Origin of the sequence: Acidilutibacter cellobiosedens, from assembly GCF_004103715.1 — a bacterium.
Taxonomy (GTDB): Bacteria; Bacillota; Clostridia; order Tissierellales; family Acidilutibacteraceae; genus Acidilutibacter; species Acidilutibacter cellobiosedens.
This window is the reverse complement of record NZ_CP035282.1, coordinates 2,625,648-2,644,974: the sequence shown is the minus strand read 5'-3', so window position 1 is coordinate 2,644,974 and position 19,327 is coordinate 2,625,648. Positions and strand designations below refer to the sequence as shown.

Annotated in this window: 18 protein-coding genes; all 18 read left to right on the top strand. The window is 29.4% G+C overall.

Annotated features, from left to right (window positions below; translation table 11 throughout):
- The first annotated feature begins 175 nt into the window (after positions 1 to 175).
- Entirely contained in the window at positions 176 to 439 is a 264-nt protein-coding gene (locus tag EQM13_RS12805) for a hypothetical protein (protein ID WP_114219680.1), read from the top strand.
- Positions 440 to 505: 66 nt separating this feature from the next.
- Positions 506 to 1,342 (top strand): CPBP family intramembrane glutamic endopeptidase, encoded by an 837-nt coding sequence (locus tag EQM13_RS12800; RefSeq protein WP_161567249.1) that lies wholly within the window; start codon positions 506 to 508, stop codon positions 1,340 to 1,342.
- A gap of 5 nt (positions 1,343 to 1,347) precedes the next feature.
- Positions 1,348 to 2,184 (top strand): McbB family protein, encoded by an 837-nt coding sequence (locus EQM13_RS12795; protein WP_161567248.1) that lies wholly within the window; start codon positions 1,348 to 1,350, stop codon positions 2,182 to 2,184.
- A complete protein-coding gene (locus tag EQM13_RS12790; RefSeq protein WP_128752905.1) occupies positions 2,177 to 2,821 on the top strand; it encodes a hypothetical protein in 645 nt (214 codons plus the stop codon). The genes EQM13_RS12795 and EQM13_RS12790 overlap by 8 nt, the downstream gene beginning before the upstream one ends.
- Positions 2,822 to 2,847: 26 nt before the next feature.
- The gene (locus tag EQM13_RS12785) at positions 2,848 to 3,813 is read left to right on the top strand and encodes a hypothetical protein (RefSeq protein WP_161567247.1); all 966 of its coding nucleotides are present in this window, start codon (positions 2,848 to 2,850) and stop codon (positions 3,811 to 3,813) included.
- Positions 3,814 to 3,832: 19 nt separating this feature from the next.
- Complete coding sequence (locus EQM13_RS12780) at positions 3,833 to 4,861, top strand: YcaO-like family protein (RefSeq protein ID WP_161567246.1); 1,029 nt, start codon at positions 3,833 to 3,835, stop codon at positions 4,859 to 4,861.
- Positions 4,862 to 4,907: 46 nt separating this feature from the next.
- Complete coding sequence (locus tag EQM13_RS12775; RefSeq protein ID WP_128752902.1) at positions 4,908 to 5,918, top strand: hypothetical protein; 1,011 nt, start codon at positions 4,908 to 4,910, stop codon at positions 5,916 to 5,918.
- Positions 5,919 to 5,935: 17 nt separating this feature from the next.
- On the top strand, positions 5,936 to 6,802 hold the full coding sequence (locus EQM13_RS12770; protein ID WP_128752901.1) for a SagB/ThcOx family dehydrogenase: 867 nt from the start codon (positions 5,936 to 5,938) through the stop codon (positions 6,800 to 6,802).
- Positions 6,803 to 7,006: 204 nt separating this feature from the next.
- Positions 7,007 to 8,680, top strand: a complete 1,674-nt coding sequence (locus tag EQM13_RS12765; RefSeq protein ID WP_161567245.1) for an ABC transporter ATP-binding protein — start codon at positions 7,007 to 7,009, stop codon at positions 8,678 to 8,680.
- 145 nt (positions 8,681 to 8,825) lie between these two features.
- On the top strand, positions 8,826 to 9,932 hold the full coding sequence (locus EQM13_RS12760; protein ID WP_128752899.1) for a DUF4932 domain-containing protein: 1,107 nt from the start codon (positions 8,826 to 8,828) through the stop codon (positions 9,930 to 9,932).
- A 155-nt stretch (positions 9,933 to 10,087) separates the two neighbouring features.
- The gene (locus EQM13_RS12755) at positions 10,088 to 11,203 is read left to right on the top strand and encodes a DUF4932 domain-containing protein (protein WP_128752898.1); all 1,116 of its coding nucleotides are present in this window, start codon (positions 10,088 to 10,090) and stop codon (positions 11,201 to 11,203) included.
- Positions 11,204 to 11,275: 72 nt separating this feature from the next.
- Positions 11,276 to 12,925, top strand: a complete 1,650-nt coding sequence (locus EQM13_RS12750; protein ID WP_128752897.1) for an ATP-binding cassette domain-containing protein — start codon at positions 11,276 to 11,278, stop codon at positions 12,923 to 12,925.
- Entirely contained in the window at positions 12,925 to 14,034 is a 1,110-nt protein-coding gene (locus EQM13_RS12745; protein WP_128752896.1) for a DUF4932 domain-containing protein, read from the top strand. Before EQM13_RS12750 ends, EQM13_RS12745 begins: the two co-directional genes overlap by 1 nt.
- Before the next feature lie 230 nt (positions 14,035 to 14,264).
- A complete protein-coding gene (locus EQM13_RS12735) occupies positions 14,265 to 15,530 on the top strand; it encodes an MFS transporter (protein ID WP_128752894.1) in 1,266 nt (421 codons plus the stop codon).
- Between the two features lie 113 nt (positions 15,531 to 15,643).
- Positions 15,644 to 16,750 (top strand): DUF4932 domain-containing protein, encoded by a 1,107-nt coding sequence (locus EQM13_RS12730; RefSeq protein WP_114219692.1) that lies wholly within the window; start codon positions 15,644 to 15,646, stop codon positions 16,748 to 16,750.
- 279 nt (positions 16,751 to 17,029) lie between these two features.
- Complete coding sequence (locus tag EQM13_RS12725; RefSeq protein ID WP_128752893.1) at positions 17,030 to 17,260, top strand: hypothetical protein; 231 nt, start codon at positions 17,030 to 17,032, stop codon at positions 17,258 to 17,260.
- Between the two features lie 66 nt (positions 17,261 to 17,326).
- Complete coding sequence (locus tag EQM13_RS12720; RefSeq protein WP_128752892.1) at positions 17,327 to 17,650, top strand: hypothetical protein; 324 nt, start codon at positions 17,327 to 17,329, stop codon at positions 17,648 to 17,650.
- A gap of 92 nt (positions 17,651 to 17,742) precedes the next feature.
- A complete protein-coding gene (istA, locus tag EQM13_RS12715; RefSeq protein ID WP_128751667.1) occupies positions 17,743 to 19,326 on the top strand; it encodes an IS21 family transposase in 1,584 nt (527 codons plus the stop codon).
- The last annotated feature ends 1 nt before the right edge of the window (position 19,327 follow it).

Genomic DNA, 19,327 nt, shown 5'->3' with positions numbered 1-19,327 from the left:
TAGATAAATATAAAATCATAAAATCGCAGGGTAAGCAGTGATTTTGTTCACTGATTTATTCAATATAATTCTACAGGGGAACGGCCAACCCCGTATAAAAGTTTTAATATTGAAGCCTGAGTGTTTAGTATTTTTATATACAAACACTAATCTACTAAAGAAAGGAGGGTAAAAAATGGAGCCAATTTATAATCCCAATGCAAGTATTCATTCAAAAGCAGGAACACAGAACATTAGTGATAACCCGACAATTATGAAAGATGAAGAGTTTGGATTAGGAATAATGAGTCATGTACCAGACCCCGGTGGCGGAGGTGGTGGCGGTAATGACGATGGTGGTGGCAGTGGCGGAGGTGGTAGCCTCTGTGGGATTATAGTATTATGTTGCAGTGGTGACGGCGGTTCAGCATCTCTTATTGAGGAAGACATAATACTGTAACTGTTTTATGATGGCAAATCGATATGTCGATTTGCCATCATACATAATTTAATGGAGGTGAATGATGTGGAGAAGAAAAAAGTCCATAAGGGGCCGCTTTATTATTGGTTATATTATTTAGCACTGGCAATGCTTATTTCTATATTTTTGGGACAGTTGTTTCCTTATTTAGTAACCAGGTTGTTAGGCATAGTTGGAATATTATCGCCTAAAGATTATTTTCAGTTTGAATTTATGAAATTTGATTTATATTATCTATACTTTGGCGCATTTGTATTTTTATTATATTATTATATTTTTAAGAAGAATAAACGCATAGAAAATGGAGATTATTTACATTTATTTAAACTGAAGCCGATGAATATTATTTTATATGTACTAATAGGGTTTTCATTATCATGTTGTAATGGTTATATTGTAGATTTGACAGGAAAATTTTTTGTTAAGTCATTCCAAAATTATTCGAGAAATTTTAAAGTATGGGAAGGAAATAATGTTTATACATTTGTTATATTGGCCGTAATTATAGGACCAATAGTACAAGAAGTAGCCGTCAGGCATTTTTTTTCTAGATGTTTATATAGAAGTTATTCATTGATTACGGTGATTTTATTGCAGGCTGTTATGTTTGGTGTGGGACACATGAATAGTATACAGGGAATCTATACTTTTATAGGAGGTATTCTTTTTATGGTTCTAGTATTATGGATGGATAATTTGTATCCGGCTGTAATCAGTCATATGGCATGCAATCTTTATGCTGTTGTTGTATCACCTTTTTTATATAAATACGGGATTGATTTAAAAATGTTTTTTGCCGTTTTGATTATACCTTTATTGTTTATGGTTTATAAAAGAAGGCAGTATGATGCTCTGGATAAAAACAATCCTTATTGGAGGTGAGAAAGTTGACATATAAAGTAATTCCATTTTTAATAACAAATTATGATGATAAATCAGTGGTTCAAAACTCGGAAAATTTAGTTATATTAAAGGATAAAAATATGATTGATTTTTTGAATTGGTGTGATGAAAATGCCGTATATGAAATTAAACGGGAACAGGTTGAAAATTTTTTGAAGGACAGGACTTCCGATGGTATTAAATTTATGATTGATAATAATTTGATTTATTTAATAAAGGATAAGCCGGTTGACTATAAGGATATAGTCATATATTCAAATGATGATGTATTCTTAGACAGCATGAAATTTAACGCTAAGGGATATGATAAAAAAATTTTATACGAAAAATTGGCAATAGATAACACAAATGTAGGAAATCTTAAAAAAGGCGACCTTTATATAATTTTTTTGAATCCGTTTAATTTTAGATATTTTAGTGAAATCGTAGGTAGTTTTAGGGAACAAAATATACTCTGCAGATTTGCTTTTTATTATAATAATAAAATATATATTACCAACTATTATAAAAGAGAATGGTATAATCCGTGTCCTCTGTGCTTTTTCGGCAATTTGGAGGCTTCGCTGAGAGGAATGTCTAAAGCACATAATACGGTTTCTTTTCAAACTTTATTGGATTTAATATATAAGAAGGATGCAAAATTCCAGGTAAAAAACAATTTTTCTAATTATGATATGATGCTTTTGACTGAAACCTTATTATATAGTTTGGAAGTCAAAGATATGTCGAATATTAACGGTGTATATTATATTGATATAAAAAATCACAGCGTATATTCGGATAGTGCTATGTATTGGGAGCTGTGTGATTGCTATGATTGATTACAATAATTATTTTTATTTAAAAGAACATACTCAAAATAAAATAAACAGAATACTTCGTTTTTATCAGTCAACCGTAAGTGTAAACGAATTGTTGGAAGAATCTAAAAACAATGGGTGTTCCAAAATGAAAATCAATTTTAATATTCCCGATTTATCTATAAACAGAATCCCTTTTTCTCAAATAACAGGAGATATTAAGATGATGGTTGAAAAATTGGTAAAATTTGAATTATCGAAGGAAATGGTTTATTTTTTGCCCATATTGATAGTTAAAAACGCGGATTGTATATCATCAGGAATTTATTGTATAGATTATAATGAAAAATGTTTGATTAAATACAAAGATATAGACTATGAGAAATGCGACCTAAAATGTTTAAAAGATGATTTTGATATAGGTATATCGTATTTTTTGGATATAAACATGGCGGTTATGGATAAAGGAGAATCGGGATTTATTGAAGGTATATTGCAAATAGGCCGAGTCATGGAGCATATTCATATGGCTGCCGATAAAATTGATCTGAGAATTCACAACTTATTGGTTCCCCAGCAGGCATTTACACATGGGTTGGGGCTTAACTGCAGGAGTATGCTTTATATTTCAAATCAGTTTGTGAGGAGAGAAATATGATTTTTTCTTATTTATATTCGAGCTATATGTCAGGTGAAAAAAATTTTATAGGTGATTTAAACAAGACATTTGGGATATTTAGTACTCTAAGAATAAGGGATAAATTGACTCCTTTTACTTCCTGTGCTATTGATTCATCAAAATATACGGCTTTTAAAAAATTGCATCAAGAGCATCTAGAACGGTTTAGGATGGGAGTAAATACAAATAAAGAGGAAAAGACTTATTCGATGGATATATTAAATTCAAAAATTTATGAACGAAACAGGAAATTATTCGGCTACGGATATAACGACGAATATGGTCTTATAGATACTACCGGAACTTCGTCGGGGTATTTTTCTGAGAAATTAAAACAAAAAGCATTTTTTGAATTGATTGAAAAGAATGAGGCCATGCTTTTTTGGTATGCTGGAAAGGGTTCGGTGGTAAAACATGATAAAAAAATCAGAAATTTAATTAACAAAACTGGGTTGAATTCATATGAGGTTTTAATTTTTGCTGTTAATGAGATTGCCAATATATATACCATAATTGTTATAACATTTAAAGATCAAGAGATTATATCTACAGGAGTCAGTCTTAAAAAAATTTTTATGGATTCTCTAAATACGGCTCTTATGGAATGTAGGCTATTGGAAATGTTTTATGATGGGATAGGGAAATCCTTTCGTTACAAATTGAGTAAAAAAGAACACAGGGATATATATGAATTTATTAATTCATTGACTGATTCTTTAAATAGCATGGAACCAATTTATAATGATTTTGATAAAGTAGTATTTAAACCTTGGCTGACATCCTTGGAGCTTGTAGTGCTGAATACAAACAAGTATCAAGATTTTTTAACTGTCAAATGTGTATCAAAGGACCTTTTAAATTGTGTAGCTAATCATAGTATTATATTAAATTCATTAGATAAAAAAATATTGAAGCAGTATTCTATTGATGAGGATTCGGTGAGGACAAGACCTGATTGTATAATTTTATAGTTAAAGGGGTTTTATGAATATGGATGATAGTTTATATGTAAGTTATTGGTATAAAAGTTCAAATTTTCTTTCAAACGGGACTCTAAGTTCTTTTAAATCGAAAGTTAATAACGGAATAAGTGGGTATGGAGTAAGCTTACAGTTAAAGCAATTATCTCTGCTGGCAGGATTGGGAGAATTTTTGGAGAGGGAAACTTTTATTTCGGGAAATGTACGTAATAAACATTATAAAGGTAATGGAATTTATGGTTATTCATTTATTCAAAATAAAGCCGTAAAAATTGAATATAGCAGAGTATTTGGTGATAAAAAGATTTTTGCCGATTCCTGCGGAATGGCGTCCCATACGAATTCAAAATCGTGTGTTATGGAAGCGATGAGAGAGTTTATCGAAAGGCAAAGTTATATTTTTAATTATTTGTCTAAGAGTAAAGGAATTATTATTGATTTAGATGGTATAGATGAATATAAGGCTGTTTCAAACGGATTTGAAGAATTGAAATTTTATAATATATCTTTGTTAGAAGACTATTATGTTATATTGGGCAAGGCTTATCATAATGAAGAATTTTATGTCGGATTGGGGGCATCTGATGACATTGATACTGCATTGAAATTGGCTATAAAAGAATTGTTTCAAATGAAATACGGATATAAAAATTTAGATAAAAAGAGAAGCAGGAGTACCAAAACTAAGGAACTTGATTATTCCAAGATTTTTTTGGGGTTACCGACGGATTTACTGGTGAATGCCTATTCATATTTAGATAAGGAGCCTCCAAAAATTAAATACGAAGACTGCAGCAGCAAAGAATTTAATCTTGAGAGTATTATAAAGGATTTAAATTTGAAATATGAAATGGATCCCCTGATAGTCTTTATAAAACCATTCAGGGATATTAAGAATTTGAAAGTAGCTAAAGTACTTGATTTAAATTGGTTTCCTCATTTAATGCCCAGGTTTTATGATGATAAAGTATATGATTTTGTTGAAAGGGTGACTAATGTAAAGCTTGACAGAGCATGCAATACTTTGCCTTTTCCGTAATAAATATTTTAATAATATTGTGGGAGGATTAAAGGGAGGGGTGTATATGTTAAAAATAGAAGATGTAATTAAGCTTAAGGATGGCATAAAGATTAAACATAGAAAAGAAGGGGATATTTCATTTATTGTTAATAATAAGCAATATAATATTAGGGGGGAAAAAGTTAGACCTTATATTTTACCGATAATAGATTATTTAAATCAGCCCAATTATTTAGATGAATTATATAAAATGGTAGAAGATTCCAAGGGGAATATAAATGATGTTGAAATATCAGAAGAAATTTTTTTGAAAACCATTAAAAAACTGACAGATTATGGTTTTACAGTTATAATAGACGAAAATTATCTATTTAATAAATATAATGAGATTGTTGACGGATTTAAAAGAAATCAAACTGTCAATGAAAGAGTACAAAAAAGATTGAGAAATAAAAATATATTGATTTTGGACTTTTTAGATATAGGGCATATTGATTTGTTATTAAATCCTCTATCTAAATTTTTATTTCAAAAAATAAAGGTAGTTGACTTTAGTGGAGATACCAAAGAAAACTATGACATGAAAATCAAACAGGATATTGATGGTTTAGAAACAGAACATAAATACGTATTAATGTCCATACAAGAAGAAAATATTTATAGAGGTTACGATTTTGTAGTATCTTTACTGCCGAGAGATAATGAAAAAATTAGGACAAACATTAATAAAATTATTATTAAATTAAATATTCCTTGGTTAAATTGCATTTTAAACGATACTTATGTGGAAGTAGGCCCATTAATTCAATATAGAATATCACCTTGCTATTACTGCTATAAATCGGTAAATCAAAATAAGAATGAGCATCGTAATATAGGCGAAATTGGCAAAGAGGTTAATAAATATATTGCTTTTGATTTAATAATAGAAGATATTTTAAAATACTTTTTGCATGATATTTTAAATAAGGCTCCTTTAACCCTTGGAAAAATTGTTTCGTTTGAACGAAATGAATTGAATTATAATCAAGAAGGTATTTTATTTATACCAAATTGCAGTGTCTGTGGACATTGACGGAGAGGAGGATTTTTTTGAAAAAAACAGGGATCAAAACTAATACATTTAGAGAGAAAAGTTGTTTTAACCGGATAAATAAAATAAATATATATGAATTGTATCATAGAAATTCGGAGCTTAATTCCGTAAGCTTATATAAATTTTCGGAGGGTATAGAAAAAGCAATATCAGACGATGGATTCTTAGAGGCAATCTGTGAAGAGAAAAAATTATATAATGATTGTTCTACTATAAATATGCCTGATCCTAACCCTAATTTGACGGAACTTAATTTGTTTGATGTTTTATATAAAAGAAGAAGTGTCAGGAAATTTGATAAAAGTAAACCGGTTAATCTTGAGGAACTCTCTACAATTTTATTTTACAGCGGTGGAATTATGGGAAAATATGAACCATTTCAAAACAAACCCAAATGTAACTTATTTGCTTTCCCTTCTGCAGGCGGGCTTGTGCCTACTGATATATATTTTTTTGTAACAAATGTTGAAGGACTTGATTCCGGGATTTATTATTATAACCCTTATGAGCATAATTTAAAAATTATTGATAAGGGTTTTAGTCCTCAGGATTATAGAAAAATCACTGGCTCTTATAATTTGGCTGTAAATTCCTCATTTGTTGTTTATATTTTAGGAGATATGGAATTAACAGGATATAAGTATGGTGACAGAGGGTACAGATTTATGAATTTGGAAGCAGGGCATTTGGCACAAAATCTTTACTTGACATCAACGGCAATAGGTGCCGGAGCTGTGGCATCAGGAGGATTTTTAGATAAAGAAATATTGGAGATGCTGAAATTAAGGGATGTGGGCATATTTGTACTGTATGAAATAATAATAGGGAAGCCGGACTTAAGAGTAGATTATAGATTTTTATAAATATATTTATTCAAACGACATTTTATTTAAAATTATTTTTAAAGGAGAATAGTAATGGATCAAGAAATGTATTCATTTAACTTGAAAGATGCAATAAAATCTTTTAAGTTATTTCCTAAGATTTTTAGATTATTGTGGAGCATTAAAAAGTTATCTTTAATATTTATCGTAATCTCGTATATAATAAGAGGGTTACTGCCGGCTATGTCAATAATTTCAACCCAAATACTTTTAAATGCAATACAAACAAGTGTTAATAAGAAATTCTCTTATGTGCTGCATCCTTTGATTATATATTTATCTATAATTTTTTTAGGATATATTATATCGCAATTAAATACATATTTACAAAGCATATTCAGGATAGATTTAAACTATAAAATAAATGTAATGATACTTGAAAAGGCAAAAAATCTCAGCTTAAAGGACTTTGAAAATTCAGAGGTTTATGACAAACTGAGAAGGGCACAAAACGAAGCAGCAGAAAAGCCTTATACAGTACTTTCCATAATGTTGGAATTAATAAGTCAAATTATAGGATTTATATCAACTTTAGCTATATTAATATATTGGAAACCTTGGACAATACTTTTATTAGTAGTTATTCCGATAACATCAACTATTTATATGACAAAGATAGGATATTTACAATATAAAATAGAGTATGAGAGATCGCAGGAAAGAAGAAAGGCTTGGTATCTCAGTTATCTGATGACAAATGATATAGCGTTTAAAGAAATAAAGATTTATAAACTTGGAGATTATTTTATTAAAGGATATAAAAAATTGAATAAGAAGTTTATCAAGCAAGATAAAAAAATAATAAAAAAGAGAACGTTTGTGTCATTTGGATTTCAGATATTAGATCAGATTACAGGAGGATTTATATTATACTTAATAGTACAATCTGCATATATGGGTGAAATATTATTGGGAGATACTTTGGCTTATATAAGAAGCCTTTCGAATATAAAAGGGAATATGGAGGGGCTGTTAACTTCAATATCGTCAATATATCAAAACAATTTATATTTGAAACAGTTGTTTGATTTTTTGGAGATGCCGGTGAAGTTGGAAAAGTCTATAGGTACATCAATAGAGGAAATAAAAACAATAGAATTTATAGATGTAAGTTTTAAATATCCCAACAGACAGGAATATGCATTAAAAAATATAAGTTTTAAGATAAGAAAGGGAGAGACTATTTCTTTAGTGGGAGAAAACGGTTCCGGAAAATCCACATTGGTGAAATTGTTATCAGGATTATATGACGATTATGAAGGTGAGATACTGATTAACGGAGTATCTATGAACCAAATAAATAAAGAAAGCTTCAGAGAAAAAATGGGAATTATATTTCAGGATTTTACCAAATACGAATTGACGTGCAGAGAAAATATAGGATTAGGAAATATAAATTTAATGGACAATGATGTAAAATTACAGGCTGCAATAAATAAAGCTTATGCAAATGAAACAGTTGATGCTCTTCCAAAGGGAATAGATACACAATTAGGAGTGTGGTTTAGCGGAGGAGTACAATTATCAGGAGGTCAATGGCAAAAAATAGCATTATCAAGAGCATTTCTGAGAGATGCGGATTGCTATATATTAGATGAACCAAGCGCCTCCTTAGACCCGGTGTCGGAGTATGAGATATTTCAAAGAGTTTCAGAATTGACAAAAGGTAAGATAAGTATATTTATATCTCACAGATTATATAACTTAAGGAAGATATCATCTAGGATACTTGTACTAAAAGATGGTCAATTAACAGAACAGGGAACTCATGAAGAATTAATGGATTTAAATGGGCATTACGGATATCTTTATCGCCTGCAAAATAATATTGAATTTGTGCCAAATTCGGATATATGAGAAAAGATTTTTTGTTTGTATATATTTTTAATTATAAATTTTCAAAATGGAATGTAAAAATGATGGAGAGTTTTATAATATGAATATTATTTAGGTAATAAAAATTTATTAACCTATGTGAAAGCAGAAAGGCGGCATTTTCATAATGAAAAAGAAAATAAGCAGTATTTTAATTATAATTTTATCTATAGTGGTTTTCATTTCCGGCTGTGAAAAAGAAATAAATGTAGTTAAAAATGAGGAAGGAAAAGTAACTGTATCTGTAGATCAGAGGATTGAATTGATTTCAATCATTCAGACTCTTGCAGAAACTGAACCTATTACAAGGCTAACATTTGATTACAAAAGTGATGTATTAAATTATTTTAATGAATATAAAGATCATCCTGTAGTAAAATTGTTTAAGAAGTATGCCTTAAAAGGGTTTAACTATTCTAAACCCATGTATTTTATGCTCTGCTGTAATTACAATAAAGGGTTATTATCATTTGATGAAGAACTATATAATAAGGAACAAAGTGATATTTTTTTCGGGTATAAGAACCAAATAGATGATTTCATTCAGCAATTAAATGATTTCATTAGCGTAAGCAAGTTTGATAAATTTTTTGATTCAAACAAGAATCGCTATGTCAAATATATATCCGATTATGAAAAAGTTGTCAATATTGTAGATGTTAAAGAAAGGCTGGAACAGTACTATGGTATTGAGCAAAAATCATATAATGTTGTTTTGGTACCTTTGATAATGGCAGGGGGATACGGAATTAGTATAAAAAATGAAGAAAAATTAGATAGTATATATTGTATTATGGGGCCCATGTATATAAAAAATAATACTCTTTTATTTTATATGGAAGATCTACCTCAATATACAGAATATCATGAATTTAGTCATTCATTTATAAACCCTTTAGTTTTTAAAAATGTAGATGGAATATATAAGAACCAGAGATTGGTTAAATTATTTGAAAAAGTACAAGATGATATGAAAAATCAAGGGTACGAATCCGTAGACGGATTTTTAGATGAATTGATAGTAAGATCTGTAGTAGCAAGACTTATTAACAAGTATGAAGGAGAAGACTATTACAGAAAAGTAATAGAGTTTGAAAAAGAAAGGGGCTTTATATATATAGAAGAAGTATGTGATTCCCTAAGATACTATGAAAATAACAGAGACAAGTATCCGACATTTGAATCCTATTACGGTGAGATAATAAAGTGTTTAAGCAATATTGAGACGGAATAGTATAAATATAAACCCATATCAAATATGTTTGAAAATCAGTAAAATGTGACTATACAAGGTTTAAGGGATGGTTCTTTTTGTTTGATAAGGTTAGGTTGGTCGGAAAGAAAGAAGATTTATTGCCGGAAGCAAAATAGAAGAAAGGAAGTTCCGTAATGAAAAAGAAAATAAGCAGTATTTTAATTATAATTTTAGCTATATTGGTTTTCATATCCGGCTGTGAAAAAGAAATAAATGTAGTTAAATATGAGGAAGGAAAAGTAACCGTGTCAGTAGACTCGAGGATTGAATTGATTTCAATCATTCAAACCCTCGCGGGAGTTAAACATCTTACAAGATTAACATTTGACTATAAAGATGATGTACTGGATTATTTCAATGAATATAAAGATCATCCAGCGGTAAAACTGTTTAAAGAATATGATTCAAAAGGGTTTAACTATCAAAGACCTATGTATTTTATACTCTGTTGTAATTACAATAAAGGATTATTATCGTTTGATGAAGAATTATATAATAAACAGGATCAACTTGATTTTAATATTTTTTCAAAGGATAAAAATAAAATAGATAATTTCATTCATCAGTTAAACGATTTCATCAGTGCAAGCAAATTTGATAATTTTTTTGATTCAAACAAGAACCGCTATGCTGGTTATATATCCAATTATGAAAAAATTGTTAATATTGTTGATGCTAAAAAAAGATTGGAACAGTATTACGGTGTTGGACAAAAATCATATAATGTCATTTTAGTACCTTTGATATTAGCTGGGGGATATGGAATTAATATAAAAAATGAAGAAAAATTAAATGATATATATTGTATTATGGGACCTATAGATATGAAAAATAACGATCTTTTATTTTATATAGAAAATCTTCCGAAATATATAGAATATCATGAGTTTAGTCATTCGTTTGTAAATCCCTTATTTTCTAAGAATAAAAATAAAATAAATGAGAACTATAAATTAAGTAAATTATTGGAAAAAGTAGGAGGCGATATGAAAAGACAGGATTATGGAAATATAGAAGGATTTTTAAATGAACTTATAGTAAGATCTGTAGTAGCAAGACTTATTAGCAAATACGAAGGAGAAGAGGATTATAAAAGAGTAATAGAGTTTGAAAAAGAAAAAGGTTTTATATATATAGAAGAAGTATGTAATTCCCTTGAAAATTATGAAAAAAACAGAGATAAGTATCCGACATTTGAATCCTATTATGGTGAGATAATAAAGTGTTTAAGCAGTATTGAAACAGAATAGGATAAATACAAACTCATATCAAATATGTTTGAAAATCAATATAATGTGACTATACGAAGGTGTGGTTGATCTATGATAATAAATGTATGGAAAAATTTTAATAGAGTGAAGATAAAAAATATTATCTATTTTATTTTATGTATGGTATTGGAATGTATAATAATTTATAGGACGTTTATCCTCGGAAGGTATATTGATGCATTGATACAGATGGATAAACAATATATATATGATTTTACCGTAAAATTCATAGTGCTTCTTTTACTGTCCATTATCATTACATATTTTTTAAGAATTTTGTCAACCATGATAATAAATGATGTAGAATATTCAATAAAAAACCAAGTCTACGAACATTTGATGAAGGTTCCCAATAAAAATATCGTTAAGGATTCAGCTCATCTTGTCAGCCAAATTGATACGGACTGCAAAACCGTATCGAATTTTACGGTTAACAGGGTGATTTCTATATCGGATGCCATATTTAAGTCTGTCGTTATCTTATATATAATGATAAATACGGATGTAGGGATTTCCTTAATGATCATTTCAATCATTTCTTTAAGTGCGATTATATACTTCTTATTGAAAAAATTAATCTACAAGAAATATCTATCTTTAGTGGAAGAAGAGAATAAATATTTTTCATTTCAGAATAAATATTTGAGATTTAAGGAAACCATAGCACGGAATTCGTGGTATGAGTTGTTTTCGAAAAAATTTGCAAGCAGATATAAAAATAAATACCGTAAAACCCTGGAGTTTGTTCATATTGACACCATGTATTCACAATTGATAAATGTTATGACAAATATTTGTACTATTATACTGATTTTTTACGGCGGTCTTAGAATTATTAATCATGAAATGACTTTGGGTGATTTTACGATATTAAATAATTATCAGTCTACTTTACTGCAGGCATTAGTAGTTATTTTTTCTTTCGGAAGCGAGTATCAGAAAGCTTTGGTTTCATATAATAGATTAAAGGAAATCTTTAATATTGAAGAAAATAAAGACGGCATTGTAAATATACAATCCGTAGATTCAATAAAAATATGCGAATTATCGTATAAAATTGAAAATAATGTACTCTTTGAAAACGTAAATATCAATTTGGAGAAGGGTAATATCTACTGTATATCAGGTAAAAACGGTACGGGAAAATCAACTATTTTAGATATATTATCCGGAGTGAATTATGATTATAAAGGAAATATATATTATAATGGTATAGATATCAAAGACATATCTGTTACAGATACACGAAAATACAATCTTAGTTTTCTTGAGCAAGAGCCGGTTCTGATAAGCAATGATTTATATGAGAATCTGACTTTGGGATTAGATAATGTTGACAGAAATAAAATATTGGATTTATTCAATGAGCTGTTTGAAAAACCTATGGAGGAGTTCTGTAAAAGGGAAGATGCATCCCTTCAAGACGAGTTGAAAATGTCCGGAGGAGAAAAGCAAAAGGTTTCTCTGATTAGAGCTTTATATAAACCTGCCGATGTTATGTTGTTGGACGAGCCCACTTCTGCTTTGGACAGTAAATCCAAGATAAAATTGATTAACATATTAAACCGTTGCAAAAAAGAAAAAATAATAATTATAATAACCCATGACAGAGATTTACTAAGTGTAGCAGATAAAACATTCAATTTTGATGATAATTTTTTATCGGAAAGTCATGAAAACAGAAAGGCGGTATTTTCATAATGAAAAAGAAAATAAACTGTATTTTAATTATAATTTTAGCTATATTGGTTTTCATCTCCGGCTGTGAAAAAGAAATAAATGTAGTTAAATATGAGGAAGGAAAAGTAACCGTGTCTGTAGACCCGAGGATTGAATTAATTTCGATAATTCAAACCCTCGCGGAAACTAAACCTCTCACAAGATTAACATTTGATTATAAAAATAATGTATTGGATTATTTTAATGAATATAGGGACTGCCCTGCAGTAAAATCATTTAAAAAATATAATTTAGAAGGGTTTGGCTATGGGAAGCCGATGTATTTTATGCTTTGCTGTAATTATAATAAAGGATTATTATCATTTAATGAAAAATTATATAATAAACAGGATCAAATTGGTATTTTTTTTAAGGATAAAAATAAAACGAACGATTTTATTCATCAATTAAATGATTTTATCAGTGTAAGCAAATTTGATGATTTTTTTGATTCAAACGAAGATTGCTATAGAAAGTATGTGGCTGCTTATAAAAAAATTGTTGATATTGTTGACGTTAAAAAAAATTTGGAACAGTACTATGGTATTGAACAAAAATCGTACAATGTTATTCTGGCACCTCTAATACAGGCGGGAGGATATGGAATTAAAATAGAAGATGAAGAAGAATTAGATGATATATATTGCATTATGGGACCTATAGATATGAATAATAATAATCTTTTATTTTACATAGAAGATTTACCAAAATATATAGAATATCATGAATTTAGTCATTCATTTATAAACCCATTAGTTTTTAAGGATAGAGACAAAATAAATAAAAATTATAAATTAGCTAAACTGTTTAAAGAAGTACAGAGTGATATGCAAAAGAACTCAATTGGAACAGTAGAGACTTTTCTAGATGAATATATAGTAAGAACCGCAGTAGCAAGGCTTATTAACAAGTATGAAGGAGAAGACTATTATAGGAGAGTAATAGAACTCGAAAAAGAAAATGGCTTTATATATATAGAAGAATTATGTAATTCCCTTGAGAATTATGAAAACAACAGAGACAAGTATCCGACCTTTGAATCCTATTATGATGAGATAATAAAGTGCTTAAGCAATATTGAGACGGAATAGGATAAATACCAGTGAAGTAATGTAACTATTCTAAATGTCATGGTTGGATATTTAAATGATGATGAAGCTACTTCTAAAGTTATAAAAGATGGCTGGTACTATACAAGTGATTTGGGCAAAATGGATTATGATGGGTATGTATTTATTTAGTTGGAGAAATGAATGTATAAATTCATGTAATAATGTTTTAGAAAGTGCTGTTATTGGTATAGAAGCGGAGATGATTTTTTATGAATATAAAATTATTAAAGCAAAAGGATTTTTTCCTGCTTATGTTTGGAAATATGACATCTCTTATAGGAACATCAATGCAAAATTTTGCATTGGCGCTATATGTTCTCGCTATAACACATTCAACTATCAAATTTGCTTCAGTTACAGCTATAACAATAATTCCCAAACTTATTTTCGGACCAATTTCCGGGGTTTTGGCAGATAGGTTTAATAGAAAAGGAATTATGATTGGAACGGATTTAGTGAGCGGCATTGTAGTTTTAATATATTCAGTTGTTTTTTACATAAAGGGTAATTTAAATTTAATAGATATATATATGATTGTAATTATACTAACTACAACATCGGTTATTGACAATCCTGCGGTTCAAACTGTAATTCCGTCCATAATGAAAAAAAATGAATTAATAGATGCAAATTCCATAAACACTTTGCTTATGACTATTTCGGATATATTGGCACTTACTATTGGTGCAATATTGTATGATAATTTTGGAATAGGTATTATATTTATATTAAATTCCATAAGTTTTATAATTTCGGCTATTAGCGAAATTTTTATAAACATACCTAAAGATAATGTAAAGAATGAGAAAACAGATTTAAAGATATTTATGTCAGATTTTAAAGAAGGTATGAATTATATTAAAGGAGAGAATTTGATATTTAATCTTTTGTTTATAATGATTTTTATAAATTTTGCATTTAATCCTATATTTAAAATTGGTCTGCCGTATATTTCGACAGAAGTTTTATCAGGTAACGGCATGCAATACTCGATGCTTCGTATAACTATAATTATTTCCGGAATTATTGGCTCAATAATATCCGGAAGAATATCCAAAAAATTTGGAATAAACAAGCTTTTATTTTGGAGTGGAATAGCCATATCGGTAGCAATAGGTTTACTTGCAGTGTTTGTTTCAAAACCCTATTTAAATATTTTTGCGACTAGCATAATACCTTTTATAACGGTAATCATAATTTGCTTTATAATAATGATGATAGCTACATTATGCAATATAGTGTTTGAAACTGTGATACAAAAGACAGTTCCTCTTAATATGATGGGCAGGATACAGTCGGTAATATCTATGGTATGTACAATAGCAGTTCCGTTGGGAGAATTATTTTTTGGTGCAGTTGTAGATGTTACAAATCCAGCACTTGCAATAGGAATATCATCATCCATAATATTGATGACTATAATCCTATTTGGGAGAAGGTTTTTATATAAGAGCCAAGACCAACCTAAATTTTAATTTATAAATAGTACATAAGGACAGAAGTTATATTCTGCAATGCTAACGTCTGGTCGGAAGAAAAGAAAGAAGATTTATTGCCGGAAGCAAAATAGAAGAAAGGAAGTTCCGTAATGAAAAGGAAAATAAACTGTATTTTAATTATAATTTTAGCTATATCGGTTTTCATCTCCGGATGTGAAAAAGAAATAAATGTAGTTAAATATGAGGATGGAAAAGTAACCGTGTCCGTAGACCCGAGGATTGAATTAATCTCGATAATTCAAACTCTCGCTGGAGTTAAACATCTTACAAGATTAACATTTGACTATAAAGATGATGTACTGGATTATTTTAATGAATATAAAGATCATCCTGTAGTAGAGTTGCTTAAAGAGTATGATTCAAAAGGGTTTAACTATCAAAGGCCTATGTATTTTATGCTCTGTTGTAATTACAATAAAGGGTTATTATCATTTGATGAAGAATTATATAATAAGGAACAAAGTGATATTTTTTTTAGGTACAAGAACCAAATAGATGATTTAATTCATCAGTTAAATGATTTCATCAGTGTAAGTAAATTTGATAATTTTTTTAATTCAAGCAAGAACCGATATGCCAAGTATATATCCGATTATGAAAAAGTTGTTAATATTGTTGATGTTAAAGAAAGGCTGGAACAATACTATGGTATTGATCAGAAATCATATAATGTTATTTTGGTACCTTTGCTAAAGGCAGGGGGATATGGAATTAATATAAAAGACGAAGAAGAATCAAATGATATATATTGTATTATGGGACCCATGTATATAAGAAATAATAATCTTTTATTTTACATAGAAGATTTACCAAAAGATATGGAATATCATGAGTTTAGTCATTCATTTGTAAACCCTTTGACTTCTAAAAATATGGATAAAATAGAGAGAAACCATGAATTAGTTAAATTATTTGAGGAAGTAAAAGATGATATGGAAAATCAAGCATATGGAGCTATGGAAGGATTCTTAAATGAATATATAATTAGATCCGTAGTAGCAAGGCTTATTAATAAATATGAAGGAGAAAAATATTACAAAAATATAATAGAGTATGAAAAAGAAAATGGCTTTATATATATAGAAGAAGTATGTAATTCCCTTGAAAATTATGAAAATAACAGAGACAAGTATCCGACCTTTGAATCCTATTACGATGAGATAATAAAGTGCTTAAGCAATATTGAGACAGAATAGTATAAATATGAATAAATATCAAATATGATTGAAAATCAATATAATGTGACTATACGAAGGTGTGACTGAACTATGATAATAGATGATGTAGAATATTCAATAAAAAATTAAGTCTACGGACATTTGATGAAGGTCCCCAATAAAAATATTGGGAAGGATTCAGCTCGTCTTGTCAGTCAAAGGAGACGACTGGCTTTGTATGAAAGTTTTAATATTGAAGCCTGAGTGTCTAGTATTTTTATATACAAACACTAATCTACTAAAGAAATGAGGGTAAGCATGAAGCCGACTTATAATTCTAATAGTAAAGGTACAATTATTACTAATAATCCAACGGAGAATCCTACAGATGTAAAAAATGAGGAATTTGGGTTAGAAATGATGAGCTATGCGGCATCTCCCAATGACGATGATGATGGTGATGGTGATACTATTGTCTTATGTGTGACATTCTGCTGCTGTAATGGCGGAGGAACGGCCTCTCTTATTGAAGAAGACATAATACTGTAGCTGTTGTATGATGGCAGATCGTATGCCGATTTGCCATCATATATAATTTAAGGAGGAATAAATAATATGAATAAGAAGCAATCAGACAGAGGGTTATTTTATTATTTAGGATGGGGGGTGTTTTACAGTGTATTGGTAGGGCAGGTGCTTCCTTATATAATGACCAGGTTGTTAGGTATGGCAGGGGTATTATCCACTAAAGATTATTTTCAGTTTGAGTTTATGAAATTTGATTTATATTACATACATTTTGGACTGTTTGTATTTTTCTTATATTATTTTATTTTTAAAAAAGATCAACGTATAAAAAACGGAAACTATTTACATTTATTTAAGCTTAAAGTAGTGGATATTGTTATATATATACTGATAGTGTTTATGCTAATCTAAAAATAGGTCAGCTGGCTCATTGAAAATTAGGTCACTTTCTTAAGAAAATATGGTATCCTTTCAGTATAAACTGGGAGGAGGAAGAGAAGGAAGTGATAAAATTGAATCAAAAACAAAAAATCATACTTAAACATATTGACGGTATGAGCAATCGAAGCATTGCCAGTGAGCTTCACATGAGCAAGGATACTGTAAATAAATATGTAAATGAGTATGAAAATCAAAAGCAAGAACTTTTAGCAAAAAATCCTGAAACAGATACAAAAGAATTAATTCAAGCAATTGTTGAAAAACCAAAATACAATTCTGAAAACAGAGGGCCAAACAAGGTAACATCTGAGATGATTGAAGTAATTGAAGAATGCTTAAAGGTTAATGAATGGAAGCGTGCTAACGGTATGTCAAAGCAGCAAATGAGAAAAATTGATATTCATGAATACTTGTTAAAGAAAAATTTTAATATTAGTTATTCATCAGTTAAAAGATTAGTTAAAACAATCGAGGATAGGCATCGTGAAGCTTTCATAAGACAAGAATATGTTCTTGGAGATGTATGTGAATTTGACTGGGGTACGGCAAAATTAGATATAGGGGGAGAAGGATATAAAGCTTATCAAATGGCAGTTTTTACTCCTGCTAAAAGCGGAATCAGATATTCAATGCTTTTTAAATCTCAAGATACTCCAGCATTTCAACAATCACATGCAGAATTTTTCTCATTTTGCAAAGGTAATTTTAGAACAATGGTCTATGATAATATGAGGGTTGCAGTTAAGAAATTTGTTGGATTGTTCGAAAAAGAGCCAACAAAAGCATTGACAGAATTATCAATATACTATGGATTCAACTTTAGGTTCACGAATATTGCAAAAGGCAATGAAAAGGGCCACGTTGAGAGAAGTGTAGAATATGTTAGAAGAAAAGTATTCAGTGAGCCGGGTAATGACAAATTCGACACTCTTGCAGAAGCAAACAAGTTTCTTTTTGAAGAATGTATGAAGCTTAATAATAAAGAAACATCTAACGGATTGGTGCCGATGGAAATCTTTAAAGAAGAGCAAAAACACTTGTTTCCTAACTTACCTAAGTTTGAAAGCAGTATTTATTCAGAAAACCGTGTTGACAAATATTCGACCGTAACGGTAAGTCAAAATCATTATTCTGTGCCGGATACATTAGTTGGTAAAATGGTAAAAGTGAAGATGTTTACAGATAAGATAATTATCTACTACGATAACAGCATTGTAGCTAAACATGACCGCAGTTTTAAACTGCATGACTGGAAAATTGAGATTCATCATTATCTTAGAACTCTACATAAAAAACCAGGTGCCCTCAAAGGAAGCACAGCACTGCTCCAAACGGACACCCAGATCAAATATATCTATGAACAGTATTATACCAAAGATGCCAAGACATTTCTACAAGTTTTAGAAATTATTTATGAAAAAGGAATCCATGCTGTGACAGAAGCTTTAAGGGAACTTGAAAAACTGTCACCAATGGATATGAGTGCTGATAAGGTTAAGGTGATTTGTGAAAGTAGAAAGGAAAAAGAAATTTGCGTTACTGTTCCATTAAATGATCATCTAACTGAAAAATCAAGGAGCACATTATCGATTTATGATAAACTTGCAGCACTCCAATCAAGAAAGCTTAACAAGGAGGCTGTATAGT